This is a genomic window from Pseudarthrobacter sp. NIBRBAC000502770 (assembly GCF_006517815.1).
Lineage (GTDB): Bacteria > Actinomycetota > Actinomycetes > Actinomycetales > Micrococcaceae > Arthrobacter > Arthrobacter niigatensis.
The window spans coordinates 2,580,918-2,605,872 of sequence record NZ_CP041198.1; the positions used below are offsets into that span (position 1 = coordinate 2,580,918).

A 24,955-nucleotide genomic window follows, 5' to 3' on the forward strand; every position below is an offset into this window, starting at 1 on the left:
ACTAGAGCACCTCCGGAGCCAGAGAAACGATCTTCATGAACTTCTTGTCACGCAGTTCACGACCAACCGGTCCGAAGATACGGGTACCGCGGGGGTCACCGTCGTTCTTCAGGATCACAGCTGCGTTCTCGTCAAACTTGATGTAGGAACCATCCGCACGGCGGCGTTCCTTCTTGGTACGGACGATGACGGCCTTGACCACATCGCCCTTCTTTACGTTGCCGCCCGGGATTGCATCCTTGACGGTGGCGACGATGACGTCACCGATGCCTGCGTAGCGACGGCCGGATCCACCGAGAACGCGAATGGTAAGGATTTCCTTAGCACCCGTGTTGTCGGCGACCTTGAGTCGCGACTCCTGCTGAATCACTATTTACTCCTTGCGTCGCGCCGGTTCTCAGGCCGTGGTCTTGCTACGGAATGAGCCTTGCGGAACGGTTGATCGGGGTGTCTCTTGACCTGCCTGGATTTTGCCAGACCAGGCCTAAACGCCCGTGCCAGGAGCAGTTGCTCCCACCCGGTCCGGGAACGGATCCCGGGCGCACAGGGGCACTATGCTGTGGCACGCTTGTTTACGAGGTTGATGATGGCGCACGAAAGGCGCCATACAAACTCAATATCCTAGCACGTTTTCCGCCGGTCCCCATATCACCACCGTCGCCTGCCCCGCAAGACGGACGACGGCGCCGCGCGGGGCAGCCTTCCGGCCCACCCAGGTGCCACTCCCCCGCCAACCCAGGCGCCGGCGTCGTCCGGCAGTCCACTTACGCCCCATCACTACCTGCAGGAGATCCTCCAACGCGCCATCACCTCCCGCTGGTACGTTTCGGCAAGTGATGTGGCGTTTCCGAAAAGCGTGCAGGAACTGATGGGGCGTTTCGGGAAAAGGTGCAGGAAGCGATGGGGCGTCTGTGTGGGGCGGACGGCCACGCCCGCTGCCCGTTAAACGAGGATGCCCCCGCTCCCGGAAGGGAGCGGAGGCATCCAGCAAAGCAGCGGGTGCTACTTGGCCTTTTCGAGGATTTCCACGAGCCGCCAGTTCTTGGTGGCGGACAGCGGACGGGTCTCGGCGATGACTACGAGGTCGCCGATGCCGGCGGTGTTCTCTTCGTCGTGCGCCTTGACCTTGGAGGTGCGGCGGATGACCTTGCCGTACAGTGCGTGCTTCACGCGGTCTTCAACCTCGACAACGATGGTCTTTTCCATCTTGTCGGAGACCACGTAGCCGCGACGGGTCTTGCGGTAACCGCGCTCCCCAGCCTTGGCTGCGGTAGCAGTTTCGGTCACGTTCTGGTCCTTTTCACTCACTTGGCGTCCTCCTCGGTCTCAGCCTTTTCAGCCTTGTCGGCCTTCTTGGTTGAAGCCTTTTTGGACTTCTTTTCTTCCTTGGCTTCCACAACCGGTGCGGCAACCTCGGCACGAATGCCCAGTTCGCGTTCGCGGAGAACGGTGTAGATGCGTGCAATGTCCTTCTTTACTGCACGCAGGCGGCCGTGGTTTTCCAGCTGTCCGGTGGCGGACTGGAAACGCAGGTTGAACAGCTCTTCCTTGGCCTTGCGGAGTTCTTCAACGAGACGCTCGTTGTCGAAACCGTCCAGCTGTGCGGGAGCCAGATCCTTGGATCCTACTGCCATTTCTATTCACCACCCTCGCGACGCACAATGCGTGCCTTCAACGGCAGCTTGTGGATTGCCAGGCGCAGGGCCTCGCGAGCTACCTCTTCATTGACACCGGAGAGTTCGAAGAGAACCCGACCCGGCTTGACGTTGGCGACCCACCATTCCGGTGAACCCTTACCGGAACCCATGCGGGTTTCGGCAGGCTTCTTGGTCAGCGGACGGTCCGGGTAGATGTTGATCCAGACCTTACCGCCACGCTTGATATGGCGGGTCATGGCGATACGAGCGGACTCGATCTGACGGTTGGTGACGTATGCCGGGCTCAGTGCCTGGATGCCGTACTCACCGAAGGAGACCTGGGTACCGCCCGTAGCAGCGCCGGAACGACCCGGGTGGTGCTGCTTACGGTGCTTTACTCGACGTGGGATAAGCATTTAAGCCTGTCCTCCTTCTGCAGCAGCGGGTGCTGCTTCAACTGCCGGTGCTTCGGCAGCAGGAGCTGCGTCAGCGGCCGGGCGGTCGTTACGACGGCGGCGGTCACCGCGGTCAGCGCCACCCGGACGGCCGGGACGGTCGCCACGGCTACCGCGGGACGGTGCAGCAGCGGCCTGTGCGGCCAGTTCCTTGGCGGTGACGTCACCCTTGTAGATCCAAACCTTCACACCGATGCGGCCGAAGGTGGTCTTGGCTTCGTAGAAGCCGTAGTCGATGTTCGCGCGGAGGGTGTGCAGGGGCACACGGCCTTCGCGGTAGAACTCCGAGCGGGACATTTCAGCGCCACCCAGGCGGCCCGAGCAGGCGATACGGATGCCCTTGGCACCTGCACGCTGTGCGGACTGCATGGCCTTCTTCATCGCACGGCGGAATGCCACGCGGGAAGTCAGCTGCTCTGCAACGCCCTGGGCCACGAGCTGGGCTTCCATTTCGGGGTTCTTGACCTCGAGGATGTTCAGCTGGACCTGCTTGCCGGTGAGCTTTTCGAGCTCGCCGCGGATGCGGTCTGCTTCTGCTCCACGGCGGCCGATGACGATACCCGGGCGGGCCGTGTGGATGTCCACGCGGACACGGTCACGGGTGCGCTCGATCTCGACCTTGGCGATGCCGGCGCGCTCCATGCCCGTGGACATGAGCTGGCGGATGCGGATGTCTTCGCGAACGAAGTCCTTGTACCGCTGTCCGGCCTTGGTGCTGTCAGCGAACCAGTGCGATACGTGATCGGTGGTGATGCCGAGTCGGAACCCGTGCGGGTTTACTTTCTGTCCCACTTAGCGAGCCTCCTCTTTCTCCGGGGTAGCGACTACCACGGTGATGTGGCTGGTGCGCTTCTTGATCTGAAATGCACGACCCTGGGCACGCGGCTGGAACCGCTTCATGGTCGGGCCTTCATCAACAAACGCTTCGCTGATGATGAGGTCGCCTTCGTCAAACGCCACGCCGTCGCGGTCTGCGAGGACCCGGGCGTTGGAGATTGCTGACTGAACTACCTTGAATACCGGCTCCGAAGCTGCCTGCGGGGCAAACTTCAGAATTGCCAGAGCCTCATTCGCTTGCAATCCACGAACAAGGTTGACGACGCGCCGGGCCTTCATAGGCGTTACGCGGATGTGGCGCGCAATTGCCTTGGCTTCCATTGCTTTCCTTCTCTCGTCTTTGACGTAAACGCAGGCGCCTAGCGGCGCTTGCCCTTACGGTCGTCCTTGACATGGCCGCGGAATGTCCGCGTGGGAGCGAATTCGCCGAGCTTGTGCCCGACCATCGACTCAGTGACAAACACCGGGATGTGCTTGCGTCCGTCGTGTACGGCGATCGTGTGTCCGAGCATGTCGGGGATGATCATCGAACGGCGGGACCAGGTCTTGATGACGTTCTTGGTGCCCTTTTCGTTTTCCCTGGCTACCTTCACAAAGAGGTGCTGGTCAACGAAAGGACCTTTTTTCAGGCTGCGTGGCATGTGTCCAGGCTCCTATCGCTTGTTCTTGCCAGTACGACGGCGACGCACAATAAGCTTGTCGCTCTCTTTGTTGGGGCGGCGGGTGCGGCCTTCCCGCTTACCGTTCGGGTTGACGGGGTTACGTCCACCGGACGTCTTACCCTCACCACCACCGTGCGGGTGGTCAACCGGGTTCATGGCGACACCACGGACGGTCGGGCGAACGCCCTTCCACCGCATACGGCCGGCCTTGCCCCAGTTGATGTTCGACTGCTCGGCGTTGCCAACCTCGCCGACAGTTGCGCGGCAGCGCACGTCAACGTTGCGGATTTCGCCGGAAGGCAGACGCAGCTGGGCGAAGCGGCCTTCCTTGGCAACAAGCTGGATGGATGCGCCGGCGGAGCGGCCCATCTTGGCGCCGCCACCCGGGCGCAGTTCAACTGCGTGGATGACAGTACCCACCGGGATGTTGAGCAGCGGCAGGTTGTTACCGGGCTTGATGTCAGCACCGGCACCTGCTTCAACAACGTCACCCTGGGCGAGCTTGTTGGGGGCGATGATGTAACGCTTGGTGCCATCAACGTAGTGCAGGAGGGCGATGCGGGCCGTGCGGTTCGGATCGTACTCGATTTCGGCAACGCGGGCGTTGACGCCGTCCTTGTCGTGGCGACGGAAGTCGATCAGACGGTACTGGCGCTTGTGTCCACCACCCTTGTGACGGGTGGTGATCTTGCCGGAGTTGTTACGGCCGCCCTTCTTGGGCAGCGGACGTACCAACGACTTTTCCGGCGTCGACCGCGTAATTTCGGTGAAGTCCGCTACGCTCGAGCCACGACGGCCCGGGGTAGTCGGCTTGTACTTACGGATTCCCATAATTTATTTCCTCGTTAAAGTGGTCTCCGCTACGCGAGCGGACCGCCGAAGATGTCGATGGTGCCTTCTTTGAGGGTGACAATCGCACGCTTGGTGTTCTTGCGGGTACCCCATCCGAATTTGGTGCGCTTGCGCTTACCGGCACGGTTGATGGTGTTGATCGATTCGACCTTGACGGAGAAGATCTTCTCCACGGCCAGCTTGATCTCGGTCTTGTTCGAACGGGGGTCCACCAGGAAGGTGTACTTGCCCTCGTCGATCAGGCCGTAGCTCTTTTCCGACACGACGGGTGCAAGCACGACGTCGCGGGGATCCTTGATGGTGGCTGCACTCACTTGGCATCCTCCTCGTTCTTAGCTGCCTTGGCGGCAACGAATGCGTCGTAGGCAGCCTTGGTGAAGACAACGTCATCGGAGACGAGGACGTCGTAGGTGTTCAGCTGGTCTGCGTACAGAACGTGAACGCCGGCGAGGTTGCGCACGGACAGTGCGGCAACGTCGTTATCGCGCTCGATGACGACCAGCAGGTTCTTGCGGTCGGAAACACCGCGGAGCGTTGCCAGGGCGGTCTTGGCGGACGGCTTGGTGCCTTCAACCAGTTCTGCGACAACGTGGATGCGACCGTTGCGGGCCCGGTCAGAGAGTGCGCCGCGCAGTGCAGCAGCAATCATCTTCTTGGGGGTGCGCTGGCTGTAGTCACGCGGGGTGGGACCGTGGACAATGCCACCGCCGGTCATGTGGGGAGCACGGATGGAACCCTGACGGGCGCGGCCGGTGCCCTTCTGCTTGAACGGCTTGCGTCCTGCACCGGAAACTTCAGCGCGGGTCTTGGTCTTGTGGGTTCCCTGGCGGGCAGCAGCGAGCTGGGCAACGACAACCTGGTGCAGCAGCGGCACGTTGGTCTGAACGTCGAAGATCTCTGCAGGCAGGTCAACCTGGACAGTGTTAGCCATTGAACTAGGCTCCCTTCACGGCGGTGCGTACGAAGACGACCTGGCCGCGGGCACCGGGAACGGCACCCTTGATCAGGAGCAGCGACTTCTCGACGTCGACCGCGTGAACGGTGAGGTTCAGCGTGGTGTGACGAACGGCGCCCATGCGGCCGGCCATTCTCATGCCCTTGAAGACGCGGCTCGGGGTGGATGCGCCACCGATTGAACCGGGCTTACGGTGGTTCTTGTGGGCACCGTGGGAAGCTCCAACGCCGTGGAAGCCGTGACGCTTCATAACACCGGCGAAGCCCTTACCCTTGGTGGTCCCGACGACGTCGATCTTCTGGCCGGCTTCGAAGAGCTCTACGGAGAGCTCCTGGCCCAGCTCGTACTCGGCAGCATCTGCGGTACGAAGTTCGACGACGTGGCGGCGAGGCGTGACGCCTGCCTTTTCAAAGTGACCAGCCAGCGGCTTGGTGACCTTGCGGGGATCGATCTGGCCGTAGCCGATCTGAACGGCGACGTAGCCATCAACTTCTGCGTTGCGCAGCTGGGTGATGACGTTCGAGTCTGCCTGGACCACAGTGACGGGGATGAGCTTGTTGTTCTCGTCCCAGACCTGGGTCATGCCGAGCTTCGTGCCCAGCAGGCCCTTTACGTTACGGGTTGCGGTCATAGTCTCTCAGCACCTCCCTACAGCTTGATTTCGATGTTCACGTCAGCCGGCAGGTCGAGACGCATGAGCGAGTCGACAGCCTTCGGCGTGGGATCGATGATGTCGATAAGACGCTTGTGCGTGCGCATTTCAAAGTGCTCGCGGCTGTCCTTGTACTTGTGCGGAGAGCGGATAACGCAGTAAACGTTCTTCTCCGTGGGCAGCGGCACGGGGCCAACTACCGTTGCGCCTGCGCGCGTGACCGTCTCAACGATCTTCCGTGCTGAAACGTCAATGACCTCGTGGTCGTATGACTTCAGCCGGATGCGGATTTTTTGTCCCGCCATGTCGCCTGACTCTCTTTCAGTCTGTGCTTCCCCGGATTAGGGCTGCCCTGTTCACTTACTCGTTGTATGGCTGCCGAAGCATTTGAGGTCGTAACCACCATCCGCCGCACAAACTGAATCCGGATAAATCCGGGTTCCTCACCTTGCCGGCGTAACCGACCCCCGCGGTCGGGCGTGTCGCGCTGGGCGCGCATATGAATCCGCAGTTCCTTGGGGGTGGGTTATGTTTGGTCTTCAGCTTGGACCCTGCACCCGGCATTATCCGGATCGGGACACGAAGAAGCGCTTGAACAACTCATCTAGTATGCCGGAAAAGCCCGGCAGATGCGAATTGGCCTTCCGTTCGCCCCCTGAGATCCCATTGCAGTGGCATGAAACCGGCTGGATGATAGGTGCATGACCCTGGAAGGCACTGAATCGGTGACGCAACTGGCCGGGCGCGTGCCGCCGTCGTTCACCCTTGGCGTCGCCGCCGCGGCGTTCCAGATAGAAGGCGCGCTGACGGCAGGAGGCCGCGGGCCCTCGGGGTGGGACGCCTTCGCGGAGAAACCCGGCGCCATCATTGACGGCCACTCCCCCGCAGTGGCGTGCGACCACTACAACCGGCTGCCGGAAGATGTTGGACTGCTCAAGGAGCTGGGCGTTGACTCCTACCGGTTCTCCCTGTCCTGGCCGCGCATCCAGCCTGATGGCCAGGGCAGCTTCAACGCTGAGGGCCTGGACTTTTACGACCGCCTAATCGACCAGCTCCTTGAGGCCGGCATCTCCCCCATGGCCACCCTGTACCACTGGGACACCCCCCTGCCGCTGGAACACCGCGGCGGCTGGCTGAACCGGGATACCGCTGAGCGGTTCGGCGAGTACGCACGCGCCGCCGGTGAGCGGTTTGGCGATCGCGTTGACCAGTGGGTGACACTCAACGAGCCCGTGTCGGTCACCCTCAATGGATACGCGCTGGGAGTCCACGCGCCGGGACGCCGCCTGATGTTCGACGCCCTCCCCGCCATCCACCACCAACTCCTGGCGCATGGACTTGGCGTGCAGGCCCTGCGGGCAGCCGGCGTAGCGGGCGGCGTCGGCCTGACCAACCTGCACTCCCCCGTCAGGCCTGCCACCCGGAAGATCGGCGACCGACTGGTGGCGCATCTGTACGACCTGCTGATGAACAGGCTCTACGCCGATCCAGTCCTGCTGGGGCGCTACCCGTCCCTGCCCTTGTATGCGAGGCCGTGGCTGCGCTCCATTGGCAGGATTTCCGATGCCGACCTGAAGACCATCCACCAGCCGCTGGACTTCTACGGCCTCAATTACTATTTCCCGGTCAAAGTGGCCCTGGGGCCAGGCATCACCCCTTACCTGCGGACATGCACCAGGAGTTGGCGAAGCTGCCCTTCCACGAGGCGGGTTACCCGGAGTACGGCAGCACCGGCTTCGGCTGGCCCGTCGCGCCGGAGCATCTGGGTGTCCTGCTGCAGGAGATGCGGGACCGGTACGGGCCATCCCTCCCGCCGGTATACATCACCGAAGGCGGCGCGAGCTTCCCGGAACCGGACCGCGTTACGCAGACCCTGGAGGACACGGACCGGGTGGCGTACCTCGCAACCCATCTGGGGGCAGCCTTGGAGGCCACCTCGCCCGGCGGCGTCGCAGAAGGCGTGGACCTGCGGGGCTACTATGTGTGGACGCTGATGGACAACTTCGAGTGGGCCGCCGGATACTCCCAGCGCTTTGGCCTGGTGCATGTGGATTTCGACTCGCTGGAGCGGACTCCCAAGCGTTCCTTCTACTGGTACCAGGCGTTGTCCCGGGCCCGCGGCAGCCGGCAGGACCACACGGTCCGTCCCTAAAGGGTCACTGGCGCCCCAGCACCGTCAGCACGATCAGTACGCAGTTCAAGCCCACGATCAGTGTGGCACTGGTCCAGCCTGCAATCCGGAGCGCCGCCGAGTCCGCATGGATGCCCATGACTTTGCGGCTCCCGGTGAGGCGGATCAGCGGGATGAGCGCGAAGGGGATACCGAAACTCAGGAGGACCTGGCTGAGGACCAGGGCCAGGGTAGGTTCAATGCCGGCGCCCAGGACCAGCAGCGCCGGGATCAGGGTGACGGTGCGGCGGACAAGCAGCGGAATCCGCACTTTCAGCAGGCCGCCCATGATCGTGGCCCCGGCATAGCACCCTACCGAGGTGGACGCCAGGCCGGAGGCCAGGAGTCCCACGGCAAATACGACGCCGATAACCGGCCCCAGTGCCGACGTCACGGCCGCGTGCGCCCCGGCGATGGTGTCCGTCCCCTCCACTCCGCGGAGGCTCGTGGCGGCCAGCAGCAGCATGGCAATATTGACGATGCCGGCCAGCAGCAGCGCTCCGGCGACGTCCAGCCGGGTTGCCCTGATCAGCCGCGTCCTGATAACGGGATCTTCGGAGAAACCGTGACGGTCCCGGGCCAGGGCTGAGTGCAGGTAGATCGCGTGTGGCATGACAGTGGCCCCGAGCATGCTGGCGGCGAGCAGGACGGTGTCGGTCCCGCCAAACCGTGGCACGAGGCCGGCGAGGGCCCCGCCCGCGTCCGGCGGGGCAGCGACCAGGCCTGACACGAAGCCAACGGCGATCACGCCGAGCAGGGTCAGGATGGCGAGTTCGAAGGACTTCTGGCTCCGGTGCGATTGAAGTCCCAGCAGCAGCATGGACGCCAATCCAATGATCACTCCGCCCGTGAGCAGCGGAAGGCCGAACAGCAGGTTGAGGGCGACAGCTCCGCCAATGACCTCTGCCATGTCTGTAGCACCGGCAACGATCTCAGCCTGCACCCAAAAGGCACGCCGCTGCCCGGTTCCCAAGCGCTTGCCCAGGATCTCCGGCAGGCTCATGCCGGTGGCAAGGCCCAGCTTGGCGGACTGGTACTGGATCAGCACGGCCATGGCATTCGCAACTACCAGCACCCAGACAAGCAGGTAACCGAAGTTTGCCCCGGCCGTCAGGTTCGCCGCCACGTTGCCGGGATCAACGTAGGCAATTGCCGCCACAAAGGCCGGACCGAGCAGCAGGAGGCGCGACCAGCCCTTGGTGGAAGCGGATTCAGCCGCCAATGTTGAAACAGCCATCACGTGTCCTCGTCGTCGGGGCGTCAATAGGACGAGGATACCGCGAATTTAGGTGTACCGAAAAGTAGGACTAAGGCATGCCTTCGAGATTGAGGTGCCCGCGGCACTACTGGTTCTTGTTTGCCCTGTTGATCCGCTTTGCCCGGTCGATTTCGTGCCGGAAGTTCCGCTTGACCCAAAACACCCCGGCCACAACGGCCACCGCGATGATGAGGAAGATAAGCCAGCCCATGATGGTCTCCTTTCAGTGCTGCAACAGTATCAGGGGGCCTTTAACGAAAAAGGACAGCCCCGCTGCTTCTGCAGCGGGGCTGTCCTTCAGTTCAGCAAGTACTACTTGATGATCTTGGTAACGCGTCCCGAACCAACGGTGCGGCCGCCTTCGCGGATAGCGAAGCCGAGGCCCTCTTCCATGGCGATGGGCTGGATGAGCGCAACGGTCATCTCAGTGTTGTCGCCAGGCATAACCATTTCCGTGCCCTCGGGCAGGGTGATAACGCCGGTTACGTCCGTGGTGCGGAAGTAGAACTGCGGGCGGTAGTTGGAGTAGAACGGGTTGTGACGTCCGCCTTCGTCCTTGGAGAGGATGTAGACGTTGGCCTCGAAGTCGGTGTGCGGGGTGATGGAACCCGGCTTGACGACAACCTGGCCACGCTCGACATCGTCGCGCTTCAGACCGCGGAGCAGCAGGCCACAGTTCTCGCCGGCCCATGCTTCGTCGAGCTGCTTGTGGAACATCTCGATACCGGTAACCGTGGTCTTCTGGACCGGGCGGATGCCGACGATCTCGACCTCGGAGTTGATGGCGAGGGTTCCACGCTCGGCGCGGCCCGTAACAACGGTGCCACGGCCGGTGATGGTGAAAACGTCCTCGATCGGCATCAGGAACGGCTTGTCGCGGTCACGTACGGGGTCCGGAACGGACTCGTCGACGGCAGCCATCAGGTCCTCAACGGACTTGACCCACTCGGGGTCGCCTTCCAGTGCCTTCAGGCCTGAAACGCGGACAACCGGAGCGTTGTCGCCATCGAAGCCCTGCGAGCTCAGGAGCTCACGAACTTCCATTTCGACCAGGTCGAGCAGTTCTTCGTCGTCGACCATGTCAGCCTTGTTCAGGGCGACCAGCAGGTAGGGAACACCAACCTGGCGGGCGAGCAGAACGTGCTCGCGGGTCTGAGCCATCGGGCCGTCGGTAGCGGCAACCACGAGGATTGCGCCGTCCATCTGGGCAGCACCGGTGATCATGTTCTTGATGTAGTCAGCGTGGCCGGGGGCGTCAACGTGTGCGTAGTGACGCTTCTCGGTCTGGTACTCCACGTGGGAGATGTTGATGGTAATACCGCGCTGACGCTCTTCGGGTGCAGAGTCGATCGACGCGAAGTCACGCTTCTCGTTGAGATCCGGGTACTTGTCGTACAGCACCTTGGAAATGGCGGCCGTCAGCGTCGTCTTACCGTGGTCAACGTGACCAATGGTGCCGATGTTGACGTGCGGCTTAGTCCGCTCGAACTTTGCCTTTGCCACAGGTTCCTCCTAGAACGTTTTCAAATAGCTTGCCCTCCAGCCGCGCTTATCGCGGTAGAACTCAGGCAAGTCTACTTGGGGGGCTTTGGATTGGTGAAATTGCAGATTCAGGAACTAATACTAATCCCCTGAGCCTGTTCGTGCAGGGGCCGGAACCAGCCGGACGAATCCGGCCGGCCGGCCGCCTGCACCGGCCGCACTGTCCAAGGACGGACAGCGCAACCGAGGTTTTCGCTGCGAGAGTCCGGAGGGACTATTCGCCGCGGGACTTCTGGATGATCTCGTCGGCAACTGCCTTCGGGACCTCGGCGTAGCTGTTGAACGTCATGGAGTAAACAGCACGGCCCTGGGTCTTGGAGCGCAGGTCACCGATGTAGCCGAACATGCCGGACAGCGGGACGTGCGCACGGATGACCTTGACGCCCTGTGCATCTTCCATGGACTGCATCTGGCCACGCCGTGAGTTGATGTCACCGATAACTTCACCCATGTATTCCTCAGGGGTGCGGACCTCGACATCCATCAGCGGTTCAAGCAGGACAGGGTTCGCCTTGCGTGCAGCTTCCTTGAAAGCCATCCGTCCGGCGATCTTGAACGCCATTTCCGAGGAGTCAACATCGTGGTACGCGCCATCGATCAGCGTGGCCTTGATGCCGACAACCGGGTAGCCGGCCAGGACGCCGTCGTTCAGCGCATCCTGGATGCCCGCGTCAACAGACGGGATGTACTCGCGGGGAACGCGGCCACCGGTGACCTTGTTCTCGAACTCGTACAGCTCGCCTTCGGCGGTGTCCAGCGGCTCGATGGCGATCTGGATCTTTGCGAACTGACCCGAACCACCGGTCTGCTTCTTGTGCGTGTAGTCGTGGCGTTCGACGGCGCGCTTGATGGTTTCGCGGTAAGCAACCTGCGGCTTGCCAACGTTGGCTTCAACCTTGAACTCGCGGCGCATGCGGTCCACCAGGATGTCCAGGTGGAGCTCGCCCATGCCGGCGATGATGGTCTGGCCGGTGTCTTCGTTAAGGGACACCTGGAAGGTGGGGTCCTCAGCGGAGAGCTTCTGGATGGCCGTGGAGAGCTTCTCCTGGTCACCCTTGGTGTTCGGCTCGATGGCAACCGAGATCACGGGCTCCGGGAAGCTCATGGACTCGAGCACGATCTGGTTGTTGGCATCGCACAGGGTGTCACCGGTGGTGGTGTCCTTCAGGCCGATGGCTGCATAGATGTGGCCGGCGGTAGCGCCCTCAACGGGCATTTCCTTGTTGGCGTGCATCTGGAACAGCTTGCCGATGCGCTCCTTCTTGCCCTTGGTGGAGTTGACCACCTGGGCGCCTGCTTCCACGTGACCGGAGTACACGCGGATGAAGGTGAGCTGGCCGAAGAAGGGGTGGGCCGCAATCTTGAACGCAAGGGCCGAGAACGGCTCTTCAGCGGAAGGCTTGCGGGTCAGTTCCTTCTCTTCGTCGCGAGGGTCGTGGCCGACCATCGGGGGAACGTCGAGCGGGTTCGGCAGGTAGTCAACCACCGCGTCCAGCATGGGCTGAACGCCGCGGTTCTTGAAGGCGGAGCCGCAGAAGATCGGGTAGAGCTCGGAAGCGATGGTCATCTTGCGGATGCCGGCCTTGAGTTCGTCGATGGAGATCTCTTCGCCCTCGAGGTACTTCTCCATGAGTTCCTCGGAAGACTCAGCGACGGTCTCAACGAGGTTCGCGCGGTATTCCTCGGCCTTTTCCTGGAGGTCTGCCGGGATCTCGCGGATCTCGTACTTGGCACCCATGGTCACGTCGCCCTTGGCGTCGCCCGGCCAAACCAGGGCACGCATGTAGAGCAGGTCGACGACGCCGATGAAGTCGTTCTCGGCACCGATGGGCAGCTGCATGACCAGCGGCTTCGCACCGAGGCGGCTGATGATGGTGTCCACGGTGAAGTAGAAGTCAGCACCGAGCTTGTCCATCTTGTTGACGAAGCAGATACGCGGAACGTTGTACTTGTCAGCCTGGCGCCACACGGTCTCGGACTGGGGCTCAACGCCTTCCTTGCCATCGAAGACGGCGACTGCACCGTCGAGGACGCGCAGGGAGCGCTCAACCTCAACCGTGAAGTCCACGTGGCCGGGGGTGTCGATGATGTTGATCTGGTTGTTTTCCCAGAAGCAGGTCACGGCGGCAGACGTGATGGTGATGCCGCGTTCCTTTTCCTGTTCCATCCAGTCAGTGGTCGAAGCGCCGTCGTGCGTTTCGCCGATCTTGTGGTTCACACCCGTGTAGAACAGGATGCGCTCGGTGGTGGTGGTCTTGCCGGCATCAATGTGGGCCATGATGCCGATGTTGCGGACCTTGCTAAGGTCGGTAAGCACGTCCTGTGCCACGGGGTCTCCTTTTGGGATGGACTACACGTTCGCCGCCGGCTCGGTTGAGCCGGCGGCGTCCGGGGAGTATTACCAGCGGTAGTGTGCGAAGGCCTTGTTGGACTCGGCCATCTTGTGGGTGTCTTCGCGACGCTTCACAGCGGCACCGAGACCGTTGGACGCATCCAGGATTTCGTTCTGGAGACGTTCGGTCATCGTCTTTTCACGGCGGGCCTTGGAGTAGCCAACCAGCCACCGCAGGGCGAGTGCGGTGGAGCGGCCCGGCTTGACCTCAACCGGAACCTGGTAGGTGGCGCCACCGACACGGCGGGAGCGGACCTCGAGGGACGGCTTGACGTTGTCCATGGCCTTCTTCAGGGCTGCAACGGGGTCGCCGCCGGACTTGGCGCGTGCGCCTTCGAGTGCACCGTAGACAATGCGCTCTGCCGTGGACTTCTTGCCGTCAACGAGCACCTTGTTGATGAGCTGGGTTACCAGCGGGGAACCGTAAACCGGATCCGAAACGAGCGGCCGCTTGGGGGCCGGACCCTTGCGAGGCATATTACTTCTTCTCCATCTTTGCGCCGTAGCGGCTGCGGGCCTGCTTACGGTTCTTCACACCCTGGGTATCGAGGGCGCCACGGACGATCTTGTAGCGGACACCCGGGAGGTCCTTCACGCGACCACCGCGAACGAGCACAATGGAGTGCTCCTGCAGGTTGTGGCCAACACCGGGGATGTAGGCGGTAACTTCCACGCCGCCGTTGAGGCGCACACGTGCCACCTTACGCAGAGCCGAGTTCGGCTTCTTCGGGGTGGTGGTGTAGACGCGGGTGCAAACACCGCGGCGCATGGGGCTGCCCTTAAGCGCGGGAGCCTTGGTCTTTGAGACCTTAGGCGTGCGGCCCTTACGGACCAGCTGGTTAATCGTAGGCACTCTCGTGTTCTCCGTTTTATCCGGAGTGGCTGTTTCCGGCCACTCTCTTGTTGCGTTGCCCCGCCGCCCGGGCCCTGAAGGGAATCTCCATGGCGGCGAAGGCGAAGCCTTAATAGTCGGATCGCACACCGGGATCGAAACGTACATTCCTGCAGTTCCCTAGGCATGCAAAAATGTGGCATACGCTGCACAAGAACCCTGCAAACCGGAAACGTCGCTCTGGTCCAGCTTTTCAGCTGATACCGGCGCACTCATCCACTGCCACAATAACAATTGGTAACAAGTCTAGCATGGACAGGCCCCATGCCTTAATCGGGCCTCCCACCATGGTTAAACGGGGATGGTCCCCCACCTTGCGGTGCGGGACCATCCCTTGGTCAGGCGTCAACCGTCAGTGGTTACCGGAAGTCGTTGCCCAGGTCGTAGTCATCCAGCGGGATGGCGTGGAACTCGGGAGCTCCGTCACCACCCAGGGTGTCGTACGAGAAGTCACTGAACGCGCTGGGGCCGGTGAACAGGTTGGCCTTTGCTTCCTCAGTGGGCTCCACGGTGACCTCGGTGTAGCGCGGGAGACCCGTGCCGGCCGGGATCAGCTTACCGATGATGACGTTTTCCTTCAGGCCGAGCAGCGGATCGCTCTTGCCTTCCATGGCCGCCTGCGTCAGGACGCGGGTGGTCTCCTGGAAGGAAGCTGCGGACAGCCAGGACTCGGTGGCCAGCGACGCCTTGGTGATGCCCATGAGTTCAGGACGTCCGGAAGCCGGAGTCTTGCCCTCGGACACAACGCGGCGGTTGGCGTCTTCGAAGCGGCTGCGCTCGGCGAGTTCGCCGGGCAGCAGGTCCGATTCGCCGGACTCGATGACAGTGACGCGGCGCAGCATCTGGCGGACGATGACCTCGACGTGCTTGTCGTGGATACCGATGCCCTGGCTGCGGTACACGCCCTGCACTTCGTCCACGAGGAACTTCTGTGCCGCACGCGGACCCATGATGCGCAGGACCTGCTTGGGGTCCACCGGACCGTTGATCAGCTTCTGGCCAACGGCGACATGGTCGCCGTCTTCGATCAGCAGGCGTGAACGGCGGAGGACCGGGTAGGCGATCTCTTCCGTTCCGTCATCCGGGGTGATGACCAAGCGCATCTGGCGCTCGGACTCTTCGATGGTGATGCGGCCGGCTGCTTCAGCAATCGGCGCGACACCCTTCGGAGTACGGGCTTCGAAGAGCTCCTGGATACGGGGCAGACCCTGGGTGATGTCGTCGCCACCGCCGGCGGAAACAGCACCACCGGTGTGGAACGTACGCATGGTCAGCTGGGTACCGGGCTCACCGATGGACTGTGCGGCGATGATGCCAACGGCCTCGCCGATGTCCACGGTCTTGCCGGTGGCCAGCGAGCGGCCGTAGCACAGGGCGCAGGTGCCGACGCTGGACTCACAGGTGAGTACGGAGCGGACCTTGACCTCGGTGATGCCTGCCTTGAAGAGCTCAGCGATCACGACGTCGCCGCAGTCGGTGCCGGCCGCTGCGAGGACGTTGCCCTCGGAGTCGACGACGTCGACGGCCAGCGTACGTGCGTAGGCGCTGTTCTCGACGTTCTCGTCCAGGACCAGCTCACCGTTGGAATCGGCGACGGCGATGGGCGTGACCAGGCCGCGCTCGGTGCCGCAGTCCTCTTCACGGACGATGACGTCCTGCGAGACGTCCACCAGTCGACGGGTCAGGTAACCCGAGTTGGCGGTACGCAGTGCGGTATCGGCCAGGCCCTTACGGGCACCGTGCGTGGCGATGAAGTATTCCAGCACCGACAGGCCCTCGCGGTAGGAGGACTTGATGGGGCGCGGGATGATCTCACCCTTCGGGTTGGCCACCAGGCCACGGATACCCGCGATCTGGCGGACCTGCATCCAGTTACCACGTGCACCGGAGGACACCATGCGGTTGATGGTGTTCATCGGGGACAGGCTCTCACGCATCACGGTGGCGATGTCGTTGGTTGCCTTGTTCCAGATCTCGATCAGTTCCTGGCGGCGCTCGTCGTCGTCGATCAGGCCCTTGTCGTACTGGCCCTGGATCTTGGCGGCGCGTTCCTCGTACCCGGCAAGGATTTCCGGCTTGGCAGCAGGAACCTCGATGTCGGAGATGGCGACGGTGACGCCCGAACGGGTTGCCCAGTAGAAACCGGCATCCTTCAGGTTGTCCAGCGTTGCCGCGGTGACGACCTTGGGGTAGCGCTCGGCGAGGTCGTTGACGATCCGGGACAGTTCGCCCTTGTCGGCAACGGCTTCAACCCACGGATAGTCCTCGGGCAGGGTCTGGTTGAACACAACCTGGCCCAGGGAGGTCTGGACGAGTGCCGGCTGACCGGGCTCCCAGCCTTCCGGGGCTTCCCAGCCGGCGTAGGGAACGAATCCTTCGAGCCGGATCTTGACCTGCGAGTTCAGGTGCAGCTCGCGTGCATCGAAGGCCATGATCGCTTCCGATACGGAGGAGAAGATCCTGCCTTCGCCGGCGGAACCCTTCCGCTTGGTGGTCAGGTGGTACAGGCCGATGATCATATCCTGCGAAGGCAGGGTGACCGGGCGTCCGTCAGAGGGCTTCAGGATGTTGTTCGAGGACAGCATCAGGATGCGCGCCTCAGCCTGCGCCTCGGGGCTCAGCGGCAGGTGGACTGCCATCTGGTCGCCGTCGAAGTCGGCGTTGAACGCGCCACAAACCAGCGGGTGCAGCTGGATTGCCTTGCCTTCAACAAGCTGCGGCTCGAACGCCTGGATGCCCAGGCGGTGCAGGGTAGGTGCACGGTTGAGCAGCACCGGGTGTTCGGTGATGATCTCTTCGAGCACGTCCCAGACCTGCGGGCGGTAGCGCTCCACCATCCGCTTGGCCGACTTGATGTTCTGGGCGTGGTTGAGGTCGACCAGGCGCTTCATCACGAACGGCTTGAAGAGCTCCAGGGCCATCTGCTTGGGCAGGCCGCACTGGTGCAGCTTCAGCTGCGGGCCGACGACGATGACCGAACGGCCGGAGTAGTCGACGCGCTTGCCGAGGAGGTTCTGGCGGAAGCGGCCCTGCTTGCCCTTGAGCATGTCGCTCAGGGACTTCAGCGGACGGTTGCCCGGTCCGGTGACCGGGCGGCCGCGGCGGCCGTTGTCGAAGAGGCTGTCAACAGCTTCCTGAAGCATGCGCTTCTCGTTGTTGACGATGATCTCCGGAGCACCCAGGTCAAGCAGGCGCTTGAGGCGGTTGTTGCGGTTGATCACGCGGCGGTACAGGTCGTTGAGGTCGGAGGTCGCGAAGCGGCCACCGTCCAGCTGGACCATGGGGCGCAGTTCCGGCGGGATCACCGGGACGGCGTCGAGGACCATGCCCAGCGGGCTGTTGTTGGTGGTCAGGAACGCGTTGACCACCTTGAGCCGCTTCAGGGCGCGGGTCTTGCGCTGGCCCTTGCCGTTGGCGATGACGTCGCGCAGCAGGTCGGACTCGGCCTGCATGTCGAAGTTCTCGAGCCGCTTCTTGATGGCCTCGGCACCCATGGAGCCTTCGAAGTACATGCCGTAGCGGTCGCGCAGTTCGCGGTACAGCCCCTCGTCACCTTCGAGGTCGGCGACCTTCAGGTTCTTGAAGCGGTCCCAGACCTGCTCGAGGCGTTCGATGTCGGCGTCGGCACGCTTGCGCACGTTGGCCATCTGGCGGTCGGCGGAGTCGCGGGCCTTCTTCTTGTCGGCAGCCTTGGCGCCTTCGCCCTCGAGACGGGCGATTTCGCCTTCAAGGTCGCGGGCGATAGCGGCGATATCGGCGTCGCGGTTGTCGATCAGCTGCTTCTTCTCGATGTCGTGCTCAACCTGCAGGTTGGGCAGTTCCTCGTGGCGGGCAGCTTCGTCGACGCTGGTGATCATGTAGGCAGCGAAGTAGATGACCTTTTCGAGGTCCTTCGGGGCCAGGTCAAGGAGGTAGCCCAGGCGGGACGGAACACCCTTGAAGTACCAGATGTGCGTGACGGGGGCGGCCAGTTCGATGTGGCCCATGCGCTCGCGGCGGACCTTGGCGCGGGTGACTTCAACGCCACAACGCTCACAGATGATGCCCTTGAAGCGCACGCGCTTGTACTTGCCGCAGTAGCACTCCCAGTCGCGGGACGGGCCGAAGATCTTCTCGCAGAAGAGGCCGTCCTTCTCGGGCTTGAGCGTGCGGTAGTTGATGGTTTCCGGCTTCTTAACCTCGCCGTACGACCAGCCGCGGATGTCTTCCGCGGTGGCGAGGCCGATCTGCATGAGGCCGAAGGAGGATTCGCTGGACATATGGTCCCTGTTCTCTCTTGTTCTCTAAATTCTGAAGTCTTGGTGCGGGATGAGGGAGGGGGCGTACGACGGCGGGTGGTCACCCGCCGTCGTAAACCTCCTGCTAAACCTCTTCTACGGAGCTGGGCTCTGCGCGAGACAGATCGATGCCCAGTTCTTCCGCAGCCGTGAAGACTGCGTCATCAGAGTCACGCATTTCAATTGTGGTTCCGTCCGTGGAAAGGACTTCCACGTTCAGGCACAGCGACTGCATTTCCTTGATCAAGACCTTGAAGGATTCGGGAACGCCCGGCTCGGGGATGTTCTCGCCCTTGACGATCGCTTCGTAGACCTTCACGCGACCGTGGATGTCATCGGACTTGATCGTGAGGAGTTCCTGGAGCGTGTAAGCGGCGCCGTAAGCCTCGAGCGCCCACACTTCCATTTCACCGAAGCGCTGGCCACCGAACTGTGCCTTACCACCCAGCGGCTGCTGCGTGATCATGGAGTACGGGCCGGTGGAGCGTGCGTGGATCTTGTCGTCCACCAGGTGGTGGAGCTTCAGGATGTACATGTAGCCGACCGAGATCGGATCCGGGAACGGCTCGCCGGAGCGGCCGTCAAACAGGCGGGTCTTGCCCGAGGAGTTGATCAGGCGGTCACCGTCGCGGGTCACGTTGGTGGAATCCAGCAGGCCCGTGATTTCCTCTTCGCGGGCGCCGTCGAACACCGGCGTGGCAACAGTGGTGGGACCACTCTCGCGCGGGAGGTTCGGCAGCTGCTTGACCCACTCGGGCTCGCCTTCGATCTTCCAACCGGTCTTGGCAACCCAGCCGAGGTGCGTTTCGAGCACCTGGCCCACGTTCATACGGCCCGGAACACCCAGCGGGTTCAGGACGATGTCAACGGGGGTGCCGTCGGCAAGGAAGGGCATGTCCTCGATCGGAAGGATCTTGGAGATAACACCCTTATTGCCGTGGCGGCCGGCGAGCTTGTCGCCGTCGGTGATCTTGCGCTTGGCGGCCACGTAGACGCGGACCAGCTGGTTCACGCCCGGGGGCAGCTCGTCGTCGTTGTCGCGGTCGAAGACGCGCACGCCGATGACGGTCCCGGACTCGCCGTGGGGAACCTTCAGGGAGGTGTCGCGGACTTCGCGGGACTTCTCGCCGAAGATGGCGCGCAGCAGGCGCTCTTCCGGGGTCAGTTCGGTTTCACCCTTCGGGGTGACCTTTCCGACCAGGATGTCCCCTGCTTCAACCTCGGCACCGATGTGGATGATGCCGCGCTCGTCCAGGCCGGCCAGGACTTCCTCGGACACGTTGGGGATGTCACGGGTGATTTCCTCGGCACCAAGCTTGGTGTCGCGGGCATCGATCTCGTGCTCCTCGATGTGGATGGAAGAAAGGACGTCCTCGGCAACGATGCGCTGCGAGAGGATGATGGCGTCCTCGAAGTTGTGGCCTTCCCATGACATGAATGCCACGAGCAGGTTCTTGCCCAGAGCGAGCTCGCCCTGGTCCGTTGCCGGGCCGTCGGCAATGATGCCGCCAACTTCCAGGCGCTGGCCTTCGTTGACCAGGACGCGGTGGTTGTAGCAGTTGCCCTGGTTGGAGCGGGCGAACTTGTTGATGCGGTAGTTGGTCTCGGTGCCGTCGTCGTTGAGCATGATGACGAGCTCGGCGGAAACCTCGGTGACCACACCGGCCTTCTTCGCGATGACAACGTCACCGGCGTCGACGGCGGCGGCGCGCTCCATGCCGGTGCCCACAACGGGGGCCTCGGAACGGACCAGCGGCACAGCCTGGCGCTGCATGTTGGCACCCATGAGTGCGCGGTTGGCGTCGTCGTGCTCCAGGAACGGGATCAGGGCCGTAGCCACGGACACCATCTGGCGCGGGGAAACGTCCATGAACTCGACGTCCTCGGCCGGAACCAGGACGGGCTCACCGCCACCACCGCGGGCACGGACCAGGACGGTCTCTTCGGCGAACTTCTTGTTCTCGTCGAGCGGGGCGTTGGCCTGGGCGATCAGGACCTCTGCCTCGTCGTCGGCGGTCAGGTACTGGACGTCGTCGGACACGACGCCGTCCTTGACCAGCCGGTACGGGGTCTCGATGAAACCGAACGGGTTGATGCGTCCGTAGGAAGCCAGCGAACCGATCAGGCCAATGTTCGGGCCTTCAGGGGTTTCGATGGGGCACATACGTCCGTAGTGGGACGGGTGCACGTCGCGGACTTCCATGCCGGCGCGGTCACGGGACAGGCCACCGGGGCCAAGTGCCGACAGGCGGCGCTTGTGGGTCAGGCCCGAGAGCGGGTTGTTCTGGTCCATGAACTGCGACAGCTGGGAGGTTCCGAAGAACTCCTTGATGGCCGCAACCACGGGGCGGATGTTGATCAGGGTCTGCGGCGTGATGGCCTCGACGTCCTGGGTGGTCATACGCTCGCGGACAACGCGCTCCATGCGGGACAGGCCGGTGCGGACCTGGTTCTCGATGAGCTCGCCGACGGCGCGGATGCGGCGGTTGCCGAAGTGGTCGATGTCGTCGATCTCGACGCGCAGGTCCACTTCCTGGCCATCGCGGGTGCCCTTGATGGTCTTCTCGCCGGCGTGCAGCGCGACGAGGAACTTGATCATGGCGACGATGTCTTCAACGTGCAGGACAGAGGCTTCCTTGTCACCAAGGGAGCGGTCGATGCCCAGCTTGCGGTTGATCTTGTAGCGGCCAACCTTGGCCAGATCGTAGCGCTTGGAGTTGAAGTACAGGTTGTCCAGCAGGGACTGGGCAGCCTCGACGGTGGGCGGCTCGCCCGGACGCAGCTTGCGGTAGATGTCCAGGAGGGCGTCTTCGCGGGTTTCGGTGGCGTCCTTCTCCAGGGTTGCCCGCATGGAGTCGTACTGGCCGAACTCTTCGAGGATCTGGCCTTCGGTCCAGCCCAGGGCCTTCAGCAGGACCGTGACGGACTGCTTGCGCTTGCGGTCGAGGCGGACACCGACCTGGTCGCGCTTGTCGATCTCGAGCTCGAACCATGCACCGCGGGACGGGATGATCTTGGCGGTGAAGATGTCCTTGTCGCTGGTCTTGTCGGCGGCGCGCTCGAAGTAGGCGCCCGGCGAACGGACCAGCTGGGAGACGACGACACGCTCGGTGCCGTTGACGACGAAGGTGCCCTTCTCGGTCATCAGCGGGAAGTCACCCATGAACACGGTCTGCTGCTTGATTTCGCCCGTGTTGTTGTTCATGAACTCGGCCTTGACGTACAGCGGAGCCGAGTACGTTGCGTCCCGGTCCTTGCACTCGGCCATGGTGTACTTGGGGTCAGCGAACTCCGGATCGGAGAAGCTCAGGGACATGGTGCCCTGGAAGTCCTCGATCGGGGAGATCTCTTCGAAGATGTCCGACAGGCCGGACGTGGTGGCGACGCTGAGATCGTTTTCTTCGACAGCCTTTGCCACGCGTGCCTGCCAGCGCTCATTGCCTACCAGCCAGTCAAAGCTGTCCGTCTGCAGGGCAAGCAGATTCGGAACGTCAAGGGGTTCGTGAATCTTTGCGAATGAGAGCCGGCGAGTGGCACCATCAGTGCTGTCGGCGGTGTTAGCGGTTTCGTTATTAGAGGTGCTCGAGGCGACCAAGAGGGATCCTTCCACAGACCTTCAGGCGTTTTCAGATCTCCCCCGCTGTGCACCCTGCGAAGTGACTCCGCAGCGCTACCATCCGGTTCCGCTATATGACCCGGGGCCTGGACTGACTATGCTGTAACCGTTGTTACGGCACGTTGATTGCCAGCTGCCAGGCAAAGCCCACCGCTATATGAAGGCTGAAGGTAAACAGGGAAGACGCAAATATCTACGATACGGCAAAACAACCTACGTGTCTACCCCACTTCCTGCCGGAATGCAAGCACCTTGTTCCCAGGCTCCGTCCCGCGAGGTCCGGAACAGGCTAGAGGCGCAGCGTCACGCCCTGCGCCGTGCAGGTTCCGGCGTTCGCGAAGACGGCATCCCGGACGGCGTCCTCCGATTCCCGGGACGGCTTGCCCCCGGACTCCGCAGCCGATGAGTGGTCGATGGCCAGCAGGCCCAGCGAGGTGAAGAGTCCCTTCAGCTCCCCCGAAACGGTCTCCTTGGCGTCCTGGGCTTTCGTGTAGACGTCTTCGTAGCCCTGCGGGTCGGTGGGGGAAACTGCGGCATAGTCCGACACCAACTTGTTGAAGAGTTCGCAGGCCGCCCTGGCTCCGCCGGCCGCGGAACTTCCCGAGCCTGTGGAGGCAGCCGGGCTGCTGCTCTCCGTGCTGTTATCCGGGTTCGACGCAGCCGTTGTGAAGCGGGTGGATTCCGCGGGCGCCGGTGTGGAGACCGAACAGCCCGCCAGGGCGCCACCGCTCAGGACCGCCACGGCCATGGCAACCGCCGTCAGTGGTTTCTTCACAATGTCGCTCCGTCCATCCCGGCTCCGGACCTGGCGTCCCCCCTGCAAAGCGTCCCCCTGCAAAGCCTCGCCGTCCACCCTACGCAGGCGCCCGCCGTCGTGCATAACCCCACGGATGGGGACATCTCCCCCAGCATTCCCCGCCGCATGGCCGGAATGCACATAGCGGCTTTGGCGTTTGAATAGTTGGGTGACCAGGCTCACGATAGCCTTGGTGGCTTAGATCAAAACCGGACGGAAAGTGGTAACCATGGGCAACTCTTCCGACAACAGCGACGTTGTCATCCTCGGGGCGGCACGGACGCCGCAGGGCCGGATCAACGGCCAGCTGTCCAGCCTCACGGCAGTGGATCTTGGTGCCCACGCCATCAAGGCCGCGCTGGAACACAGCGGTGTCGACGCGGCCGACGTGGAAGCCGTCATCATGGGCCAGGTCCTGCAGGCAGGAGCCGGCCAGAACCCCGCCCGGCAGAGCGCCATCGGCGCCGGCATCGGGTGGAACGTCCCCGCGGTGACCGTCAACAAGGTCTGCCTTTCCGGCCTGACCGCGGTGATCGATGCCGCCCGGATGATCCGGGCCGGCGAGGCCGCCGTGGTGGTTGCCGGCGGCCAGGAATCGATGAGCCGCGCACCGCACCTGCTTCCTGGCTCACGCCAGGGCTGGACGTACGGCTCCATCCAGGCGCTGGACGCAGCCGCCCATGACGGGCTGACCGATGCCTTCGACGGCCAGTCCATGGGACTGTCCACGGAAACACGGAACCTCACGCTGGGCATTGACCGCATGTCGCAGGACAACGTCGCGGCCCAATCGCACCAGCGCGCTGCGCTTGCGGCGAAGAACGGAACGTTCGACGGCGAGATCGCACCCATCAGCGTCAAGCAGCGCAAGGGCGAGCCCCTGGTCGTGGACGCCGACGAAGGGGTCCGCCCCAACACCTCGGTCGAGTCGCTGGCGGGCCTGCGCGCCGCGTTCGTCACCGACGGCACCATCACCGCAGGCAATTCCTCTCCCCTGTCCGACGGCGCCGCTGCTTTGGTACTCACCTCCCGCGGCTATGCGGAGGAGCACGGGCTGGAATACCTGGCGGTGGTGGGGAAGCCTGGGCAGGTGGCCGGCCCTGACAATTCGTTGCATTCACAGCCCTCCAACGCCATCATGAACGCCCTGGGCAAGGCGGGGTGGAGCACCGCCGATCTTGACTTCATCGAGATCAACGAAGCCTTCGGTTCGGTGGCTGTGCAGTCCCTCAAGGACCTGGACTACCCGCTGGAGAAGTGCAATATCCATGGCGGCGCCATCGCCCTGGGGCATCCGATCGGGGCCTCGGGCGCACGATTGGCGGCCCATGCCGCACATGAGCTGAAGCGGCGTGGCACCGGCAGGGCTGCGGTATCCCTCTGCGGCGGGGGCGGGCAGGGCGAGGCCCTACTGCTGTACCGCGACTGATGGCCGGCCCATCCGGAAGCGGAGCGGACGGCGCCGGACGGGAACGGTTCCTGGCCGACGCCGCTGCCCGTGGCCTGGAAGTGGACGTCGTGGAGCGGCCCGCAGCGAAGAGCCTTGAAGAGGCCGCGGACATCCTGGGCATCACGCCGGCGGACATCGTCAAATCCCTGGTAGTGAAGCACAAGGACGGGACGTTCCTCTTTGCGCTGATCCCCGGTGACCGGCAGATTTCGTGGCCCAAGCTCCGCGCCCTGGTAGGCGTAAACAAGCTGTCCCTGCCGCCCGCAGGAACTGCGCTGGAGGCCACCGGCTACGAGCGGGGCACCATCACCCCGCTTGGCAGCACCACTACCTGGCCTGTCTATGCCGACGCCACCATCGCCGGGCGGCGCATCTCCATGGGCGCCGGTGCGCACGGATACAGCGCGTTCGTCGACGCCGACGCTCTGACTGCCGCCCTGGAAGCCGTGGTGGCGGACATCAGCGATCCCGTCCAGGCGGGACCTGGAATCGGTCGAGCTCGTTAACGCAGG

At 63.2% G+C, this 24,955-nt stretch carries 23 protein-coding genes and 1 pseudogene; 3 read left to right on the forward strand and 21 right to left on the reverse strand.

Translation table 11 applies throughout. The features are described from left to right. Position 1 precedes the first annotated feature (1 nt). The 12 genes from rplN to rpsJ all read right to left on the reverse strand — a co-directional run bounded on the left by rplN (position 2) and on the right by rpsJ (position 6,355). Positions 2–370, reverse strand: coding sequence for a 50S ribosomal protein L14 (rplN, locus tag NIBR502770_RS12390; protein WP_003803789.1), 369 nt, complete (start codon positions 368–370; stop codon positions 2–4). A gap of 632 nt (positions 371–1,002) precedes the next feature. Further along, the gene (gene rpsQ, locus NIBR502770_RS12395; RefSeq protein WP_141159769.1) at positions 1,003–1,308 is read right to left on the reverse strand and encodes a 30S ribosomal protein S17; all 306 of its coding nucleotides are present in this window, start codon (positions 1,306–1,308) and stop codon (positions 1,003–1,005) included. Next, positions 1,305–1,634, reverse strand: a complete 330-nt coding sequence (gene rpmC, locus NIBR502770_RS21720; RefSeq protein ID WP_018769136.1) for a 50S ribosomal protein L29 — start codon at positions 1,632–1,634, stop codon at positions 1,305–1,307. Before rpmC ends, rpsQ begins: the two co-directional genes overlap by 4 nt. Before the next feature lie 2 nt (positions 1,635–1,636). After that, on the reverse strand, positions 1,637–2,053 hold the full coding sequence (rplP, locus tag NIBR502770_RS12405) for a 50S ribosomal protein L16 (protein WP_043454603.1): 417 nt from the start codon (positions 2,051–2,053) through the stop codon (positions 1,637–1,639). Then, positions 2,054–2,884 carry a 30S ribosomal protein S3 gene (gene rpsC / locus NIBR502770_RS12410; protein ID WP_141159768.1) on the reverse strand — a complete coding sequence of 277 codons (831 nt, stop codon included), beginning with the start codon at positions 2,882–2,884 and terminating at the stop codon, positions 2,054–2,056. Continuing rightward, positions 2,885–3,250 carry a 50S ribosomal protein L22 gene (gene rplV, locus NIBR502770_RS12415; protein WP_009358304.1) on the reverse strand — a complete coding sequence of 122 codons (366 nt, stop codon included), beginning with the start codon at positions 3,248–3,250 and terminating at the stop codon, positions 2,885–2,887. It abuts the gene before it with no gap. A gap of 38 nt (positions 3,251–3,288) precedes the next feature. Beyond that, complete coding sequence (gene rpsS, locus NIBR502770_RS12420; protein ID WP_003803803.1) at positions 3,289–3,570, reverse strand: 30S ribosomal protein S19; 282 nt, start codon at positions 3,568–3,570, stop codon at positions 3,289–3,291. Positions 3,571–3,582: 12 nt separating this feature from the next. Next, positions 3,583–4,422 (reverse strand): 50S ribosomal protein L2, encoded by an 840-nt coding sequence (rplB, locus tag NIBR502770_RS12425; RefSeq protein WP_141159767.1) that lies wholly within the window; start codon positions 4,420–4,422, stop codon positions 3,583–3,585. Positions 4,423–4,451: 29 nt separating this feature from the next. Beyond that, a complete protein-coding gene (gene rplW, locus NIBR502770_RS12430) occupies positions 4,452–4,757 on the reverse strand; it encodes a 50S ribosomal protein L23 (RefSeq protein WP_011692807.1) in 306 nt (101 codons plus the stop codon). Further along, complete coding sequence (gene rplD, locus NIBR502770_RS12435; protein WP_141159766.1) at positions 4,754–5,374, reverse strand: 50S ribosomal protein L4; 621 nt, start codon at positions 5,372–5,374, stop codon at positions 4,754–4,756. Before rplD ends, rplW begins: the two co-directional genes overlap by 4 nt. Positions 5,375–5,378: 4 nt before the next feature. Next, positions 5,379–6,029 carry a 50S ribosomal protein L3 gene (gene rplC / locus NIBR502770_RS12440; protein WP_141159765.1) on the reverse strand — a complete coding sequence of 217 codons (651 nt, stop codon included), beginning with the start codon at positions 6,027–6,029 and terminating at the stop codon, positions 5,379–5,381. Positions 6,030–6,046: 17 nt separating this feature from the next. Beyond that, positions 6,047–6,355, reverse strand: coding sequence for a 30S ribosomal protein S10 (rpsJ, locus tag NIBR502770_RS12445; protein WP_003803825.1), 309 nt, complete (start codon positions 6,353–6,355; stop codon positions 6,047–6,049). 396 nt (positions 6,356–6,751) lie between these two features. On the opposite strand from rpsJ, the pseudogene NIBR502770_RS12450 reads away from it, so the two are divergent. Beyond that, positions 6,752–8,202, forward strand: a pseudogene (locus NIBR502770_RS12450) (GH1 family beta-glucosidase). A 4-nt stretch (positions 8,203–8,206) separates the two neighbouring features. Here NIBR502770_RS12450 and NIBR502770_RS12455 read toward each other — a convergent pair. The 9 genes from NIBR502770_RS12455 to NIBR502770_RS12490 all read right to left on the reverse strand — a co-directional run bounded on the left by NIBR502770_RS12455 (position 8,207) and on the right by NIBR502770_RS12490 (position 22,972). Further along, on the reverse strand, positions 8,207–9,457 hold the full coding sequence (locus tag NIBR502770_RS12455; RefSeq protein WP_141182128.1) for an Nramp family divalent metal transporter: 1,251 nt from the start codon (positions 9,455–9,457) through the stop codon (positions 8,207–8,209). 106 nt (positions 9,458–9,563) lie between these two features. After that, a complete protein-coding gene (locus NIBR502770_RS21670; protein WP_256371453.1) occupies positions 9,564–9,689 on the reverse strand; it encodes a hypothetical protein in 126 nt (41 codons plus the stop codon). Positions 9,690–9,790: 101 nt separating this feature from the next. Next, entirely contained in the window at positions 9,791–10,981 is a 1,191-nt protein-coding gene (gene tuf, locus NIBR502770_RS12460) for an elongation factor Tu (RefSeq protein WP_141159762.1), read from the reverse strand. A gap of 253 nt (positions 10,982–11,234) precedes the next feature. Next, positions 11,235–13,349, reverse strand: a complete 2,115-nt coding sequence (gene fusA, locus NIBR502770_RS12465; protein ID WP_141159761.1) for an elongation factor G — start codon at positions 13,347–13,349, stop codon at positions 11,235–11,237. Positions 13,350–13,418: 69 nt separating this feature from the next. After that, the gene (gene rpsG / locus NIBR502770_RS12470; RefSeq protein ID WP_003803829.1) at positions 13,419–13,889 is read right to left on the reverse strand and encodes a 30S ribosomal protein S7; all 471 of its coding nucleotides are present in this window, start codon (positions 13,887–13,889) and stop codon (positions 13,419–13,421) included. A 1-nt stretch (position 13,890) separates the two neighbouring features. Then, the gene (gene rpsL / locus NIBR502770_RS12475) at positions 13,891–14,265 is read right to left on the reverse strand and encodes a 30S ribosomal protein S12 (RefSeq protein ID WP_009358312.1); all 375 of its coding nucleotides are present in this window, start codon (positions 14,263–14,265) and stop codon (positions 13,891–13,893) included. 398 nt (positions 14,266–14,663) lie between these two features. Further along, positions 14,664–18,563 carry a DNA-directed RNA polymerase subunit beta' gene (locus NIBR502770_RS12480; RefSeq protein ID WP_141159760.1) on the reverse strand — a complete coding sequence of 1,300 codons (3,900 nt, stop codon included), beginning with the start codon at positions 18,561–18,563 and terminating at the stop codon, positions 14,664–14,666. A 103-nt stretch (positions 18,564–18,666) separates the two neighbouring features. Further along, complete coding sequence (gene rpoB, locus NIBR502770_RS12485) at positions 18,667–22,176, reverse strand: DNA-directed RNA polymerase subunit beta (RefSeq protein ID WP_141159759.1); 3,510 nt, start codon at positions 22,174–22,176, stop codon at positions 18,667–18,669. A gap of 310 nt (positions 22,177–22,486) precedes the next feature. Further along, on the reverse strand, positions 22,487–22,972 hold the full coding sequence (locus tag NIBR502770_RS12490) for a hypothetical protein (protein WP_246857262.1): 486 nt from the start codon (positions 22,970–22,972) through the stop codon (positions 22,487–22,489). Between the two features lie 250 nt (positions 22,973–23,222). On the opposite strand from NIBR502770_RS12490, the gene NIBR502770_RS12495 reads away from it, so the two are divergent. Further along, positions 23,223–24,422, forward strand: a complete 1,200-nt coding sequence (locus NIBR502770_RS12495) for an acetyl-CoA C-acetyltransferase (protein WP_141182129.1) — start codon at positions 23,223–23,225, stop codon at positions 24,420–24,422. Then, positions 24,422–24,949: an aminoacyl-tRNA deacylase gene (locus NIBR502770_RS12500; protein ID WP_141182130.1), complete on the forward strand. Its 528-nt coding sequence runs from the start codon at positions 24,422–24,424 to the stop codon at positions 24,947–24,949. Before NIBR502770_RS12495 ends, NIBR502770_RS12500 begins: the two co-directional genes overlap by 1 nt. Positions 24,950–24,955 lie beyond the last annotated feature (6 nt).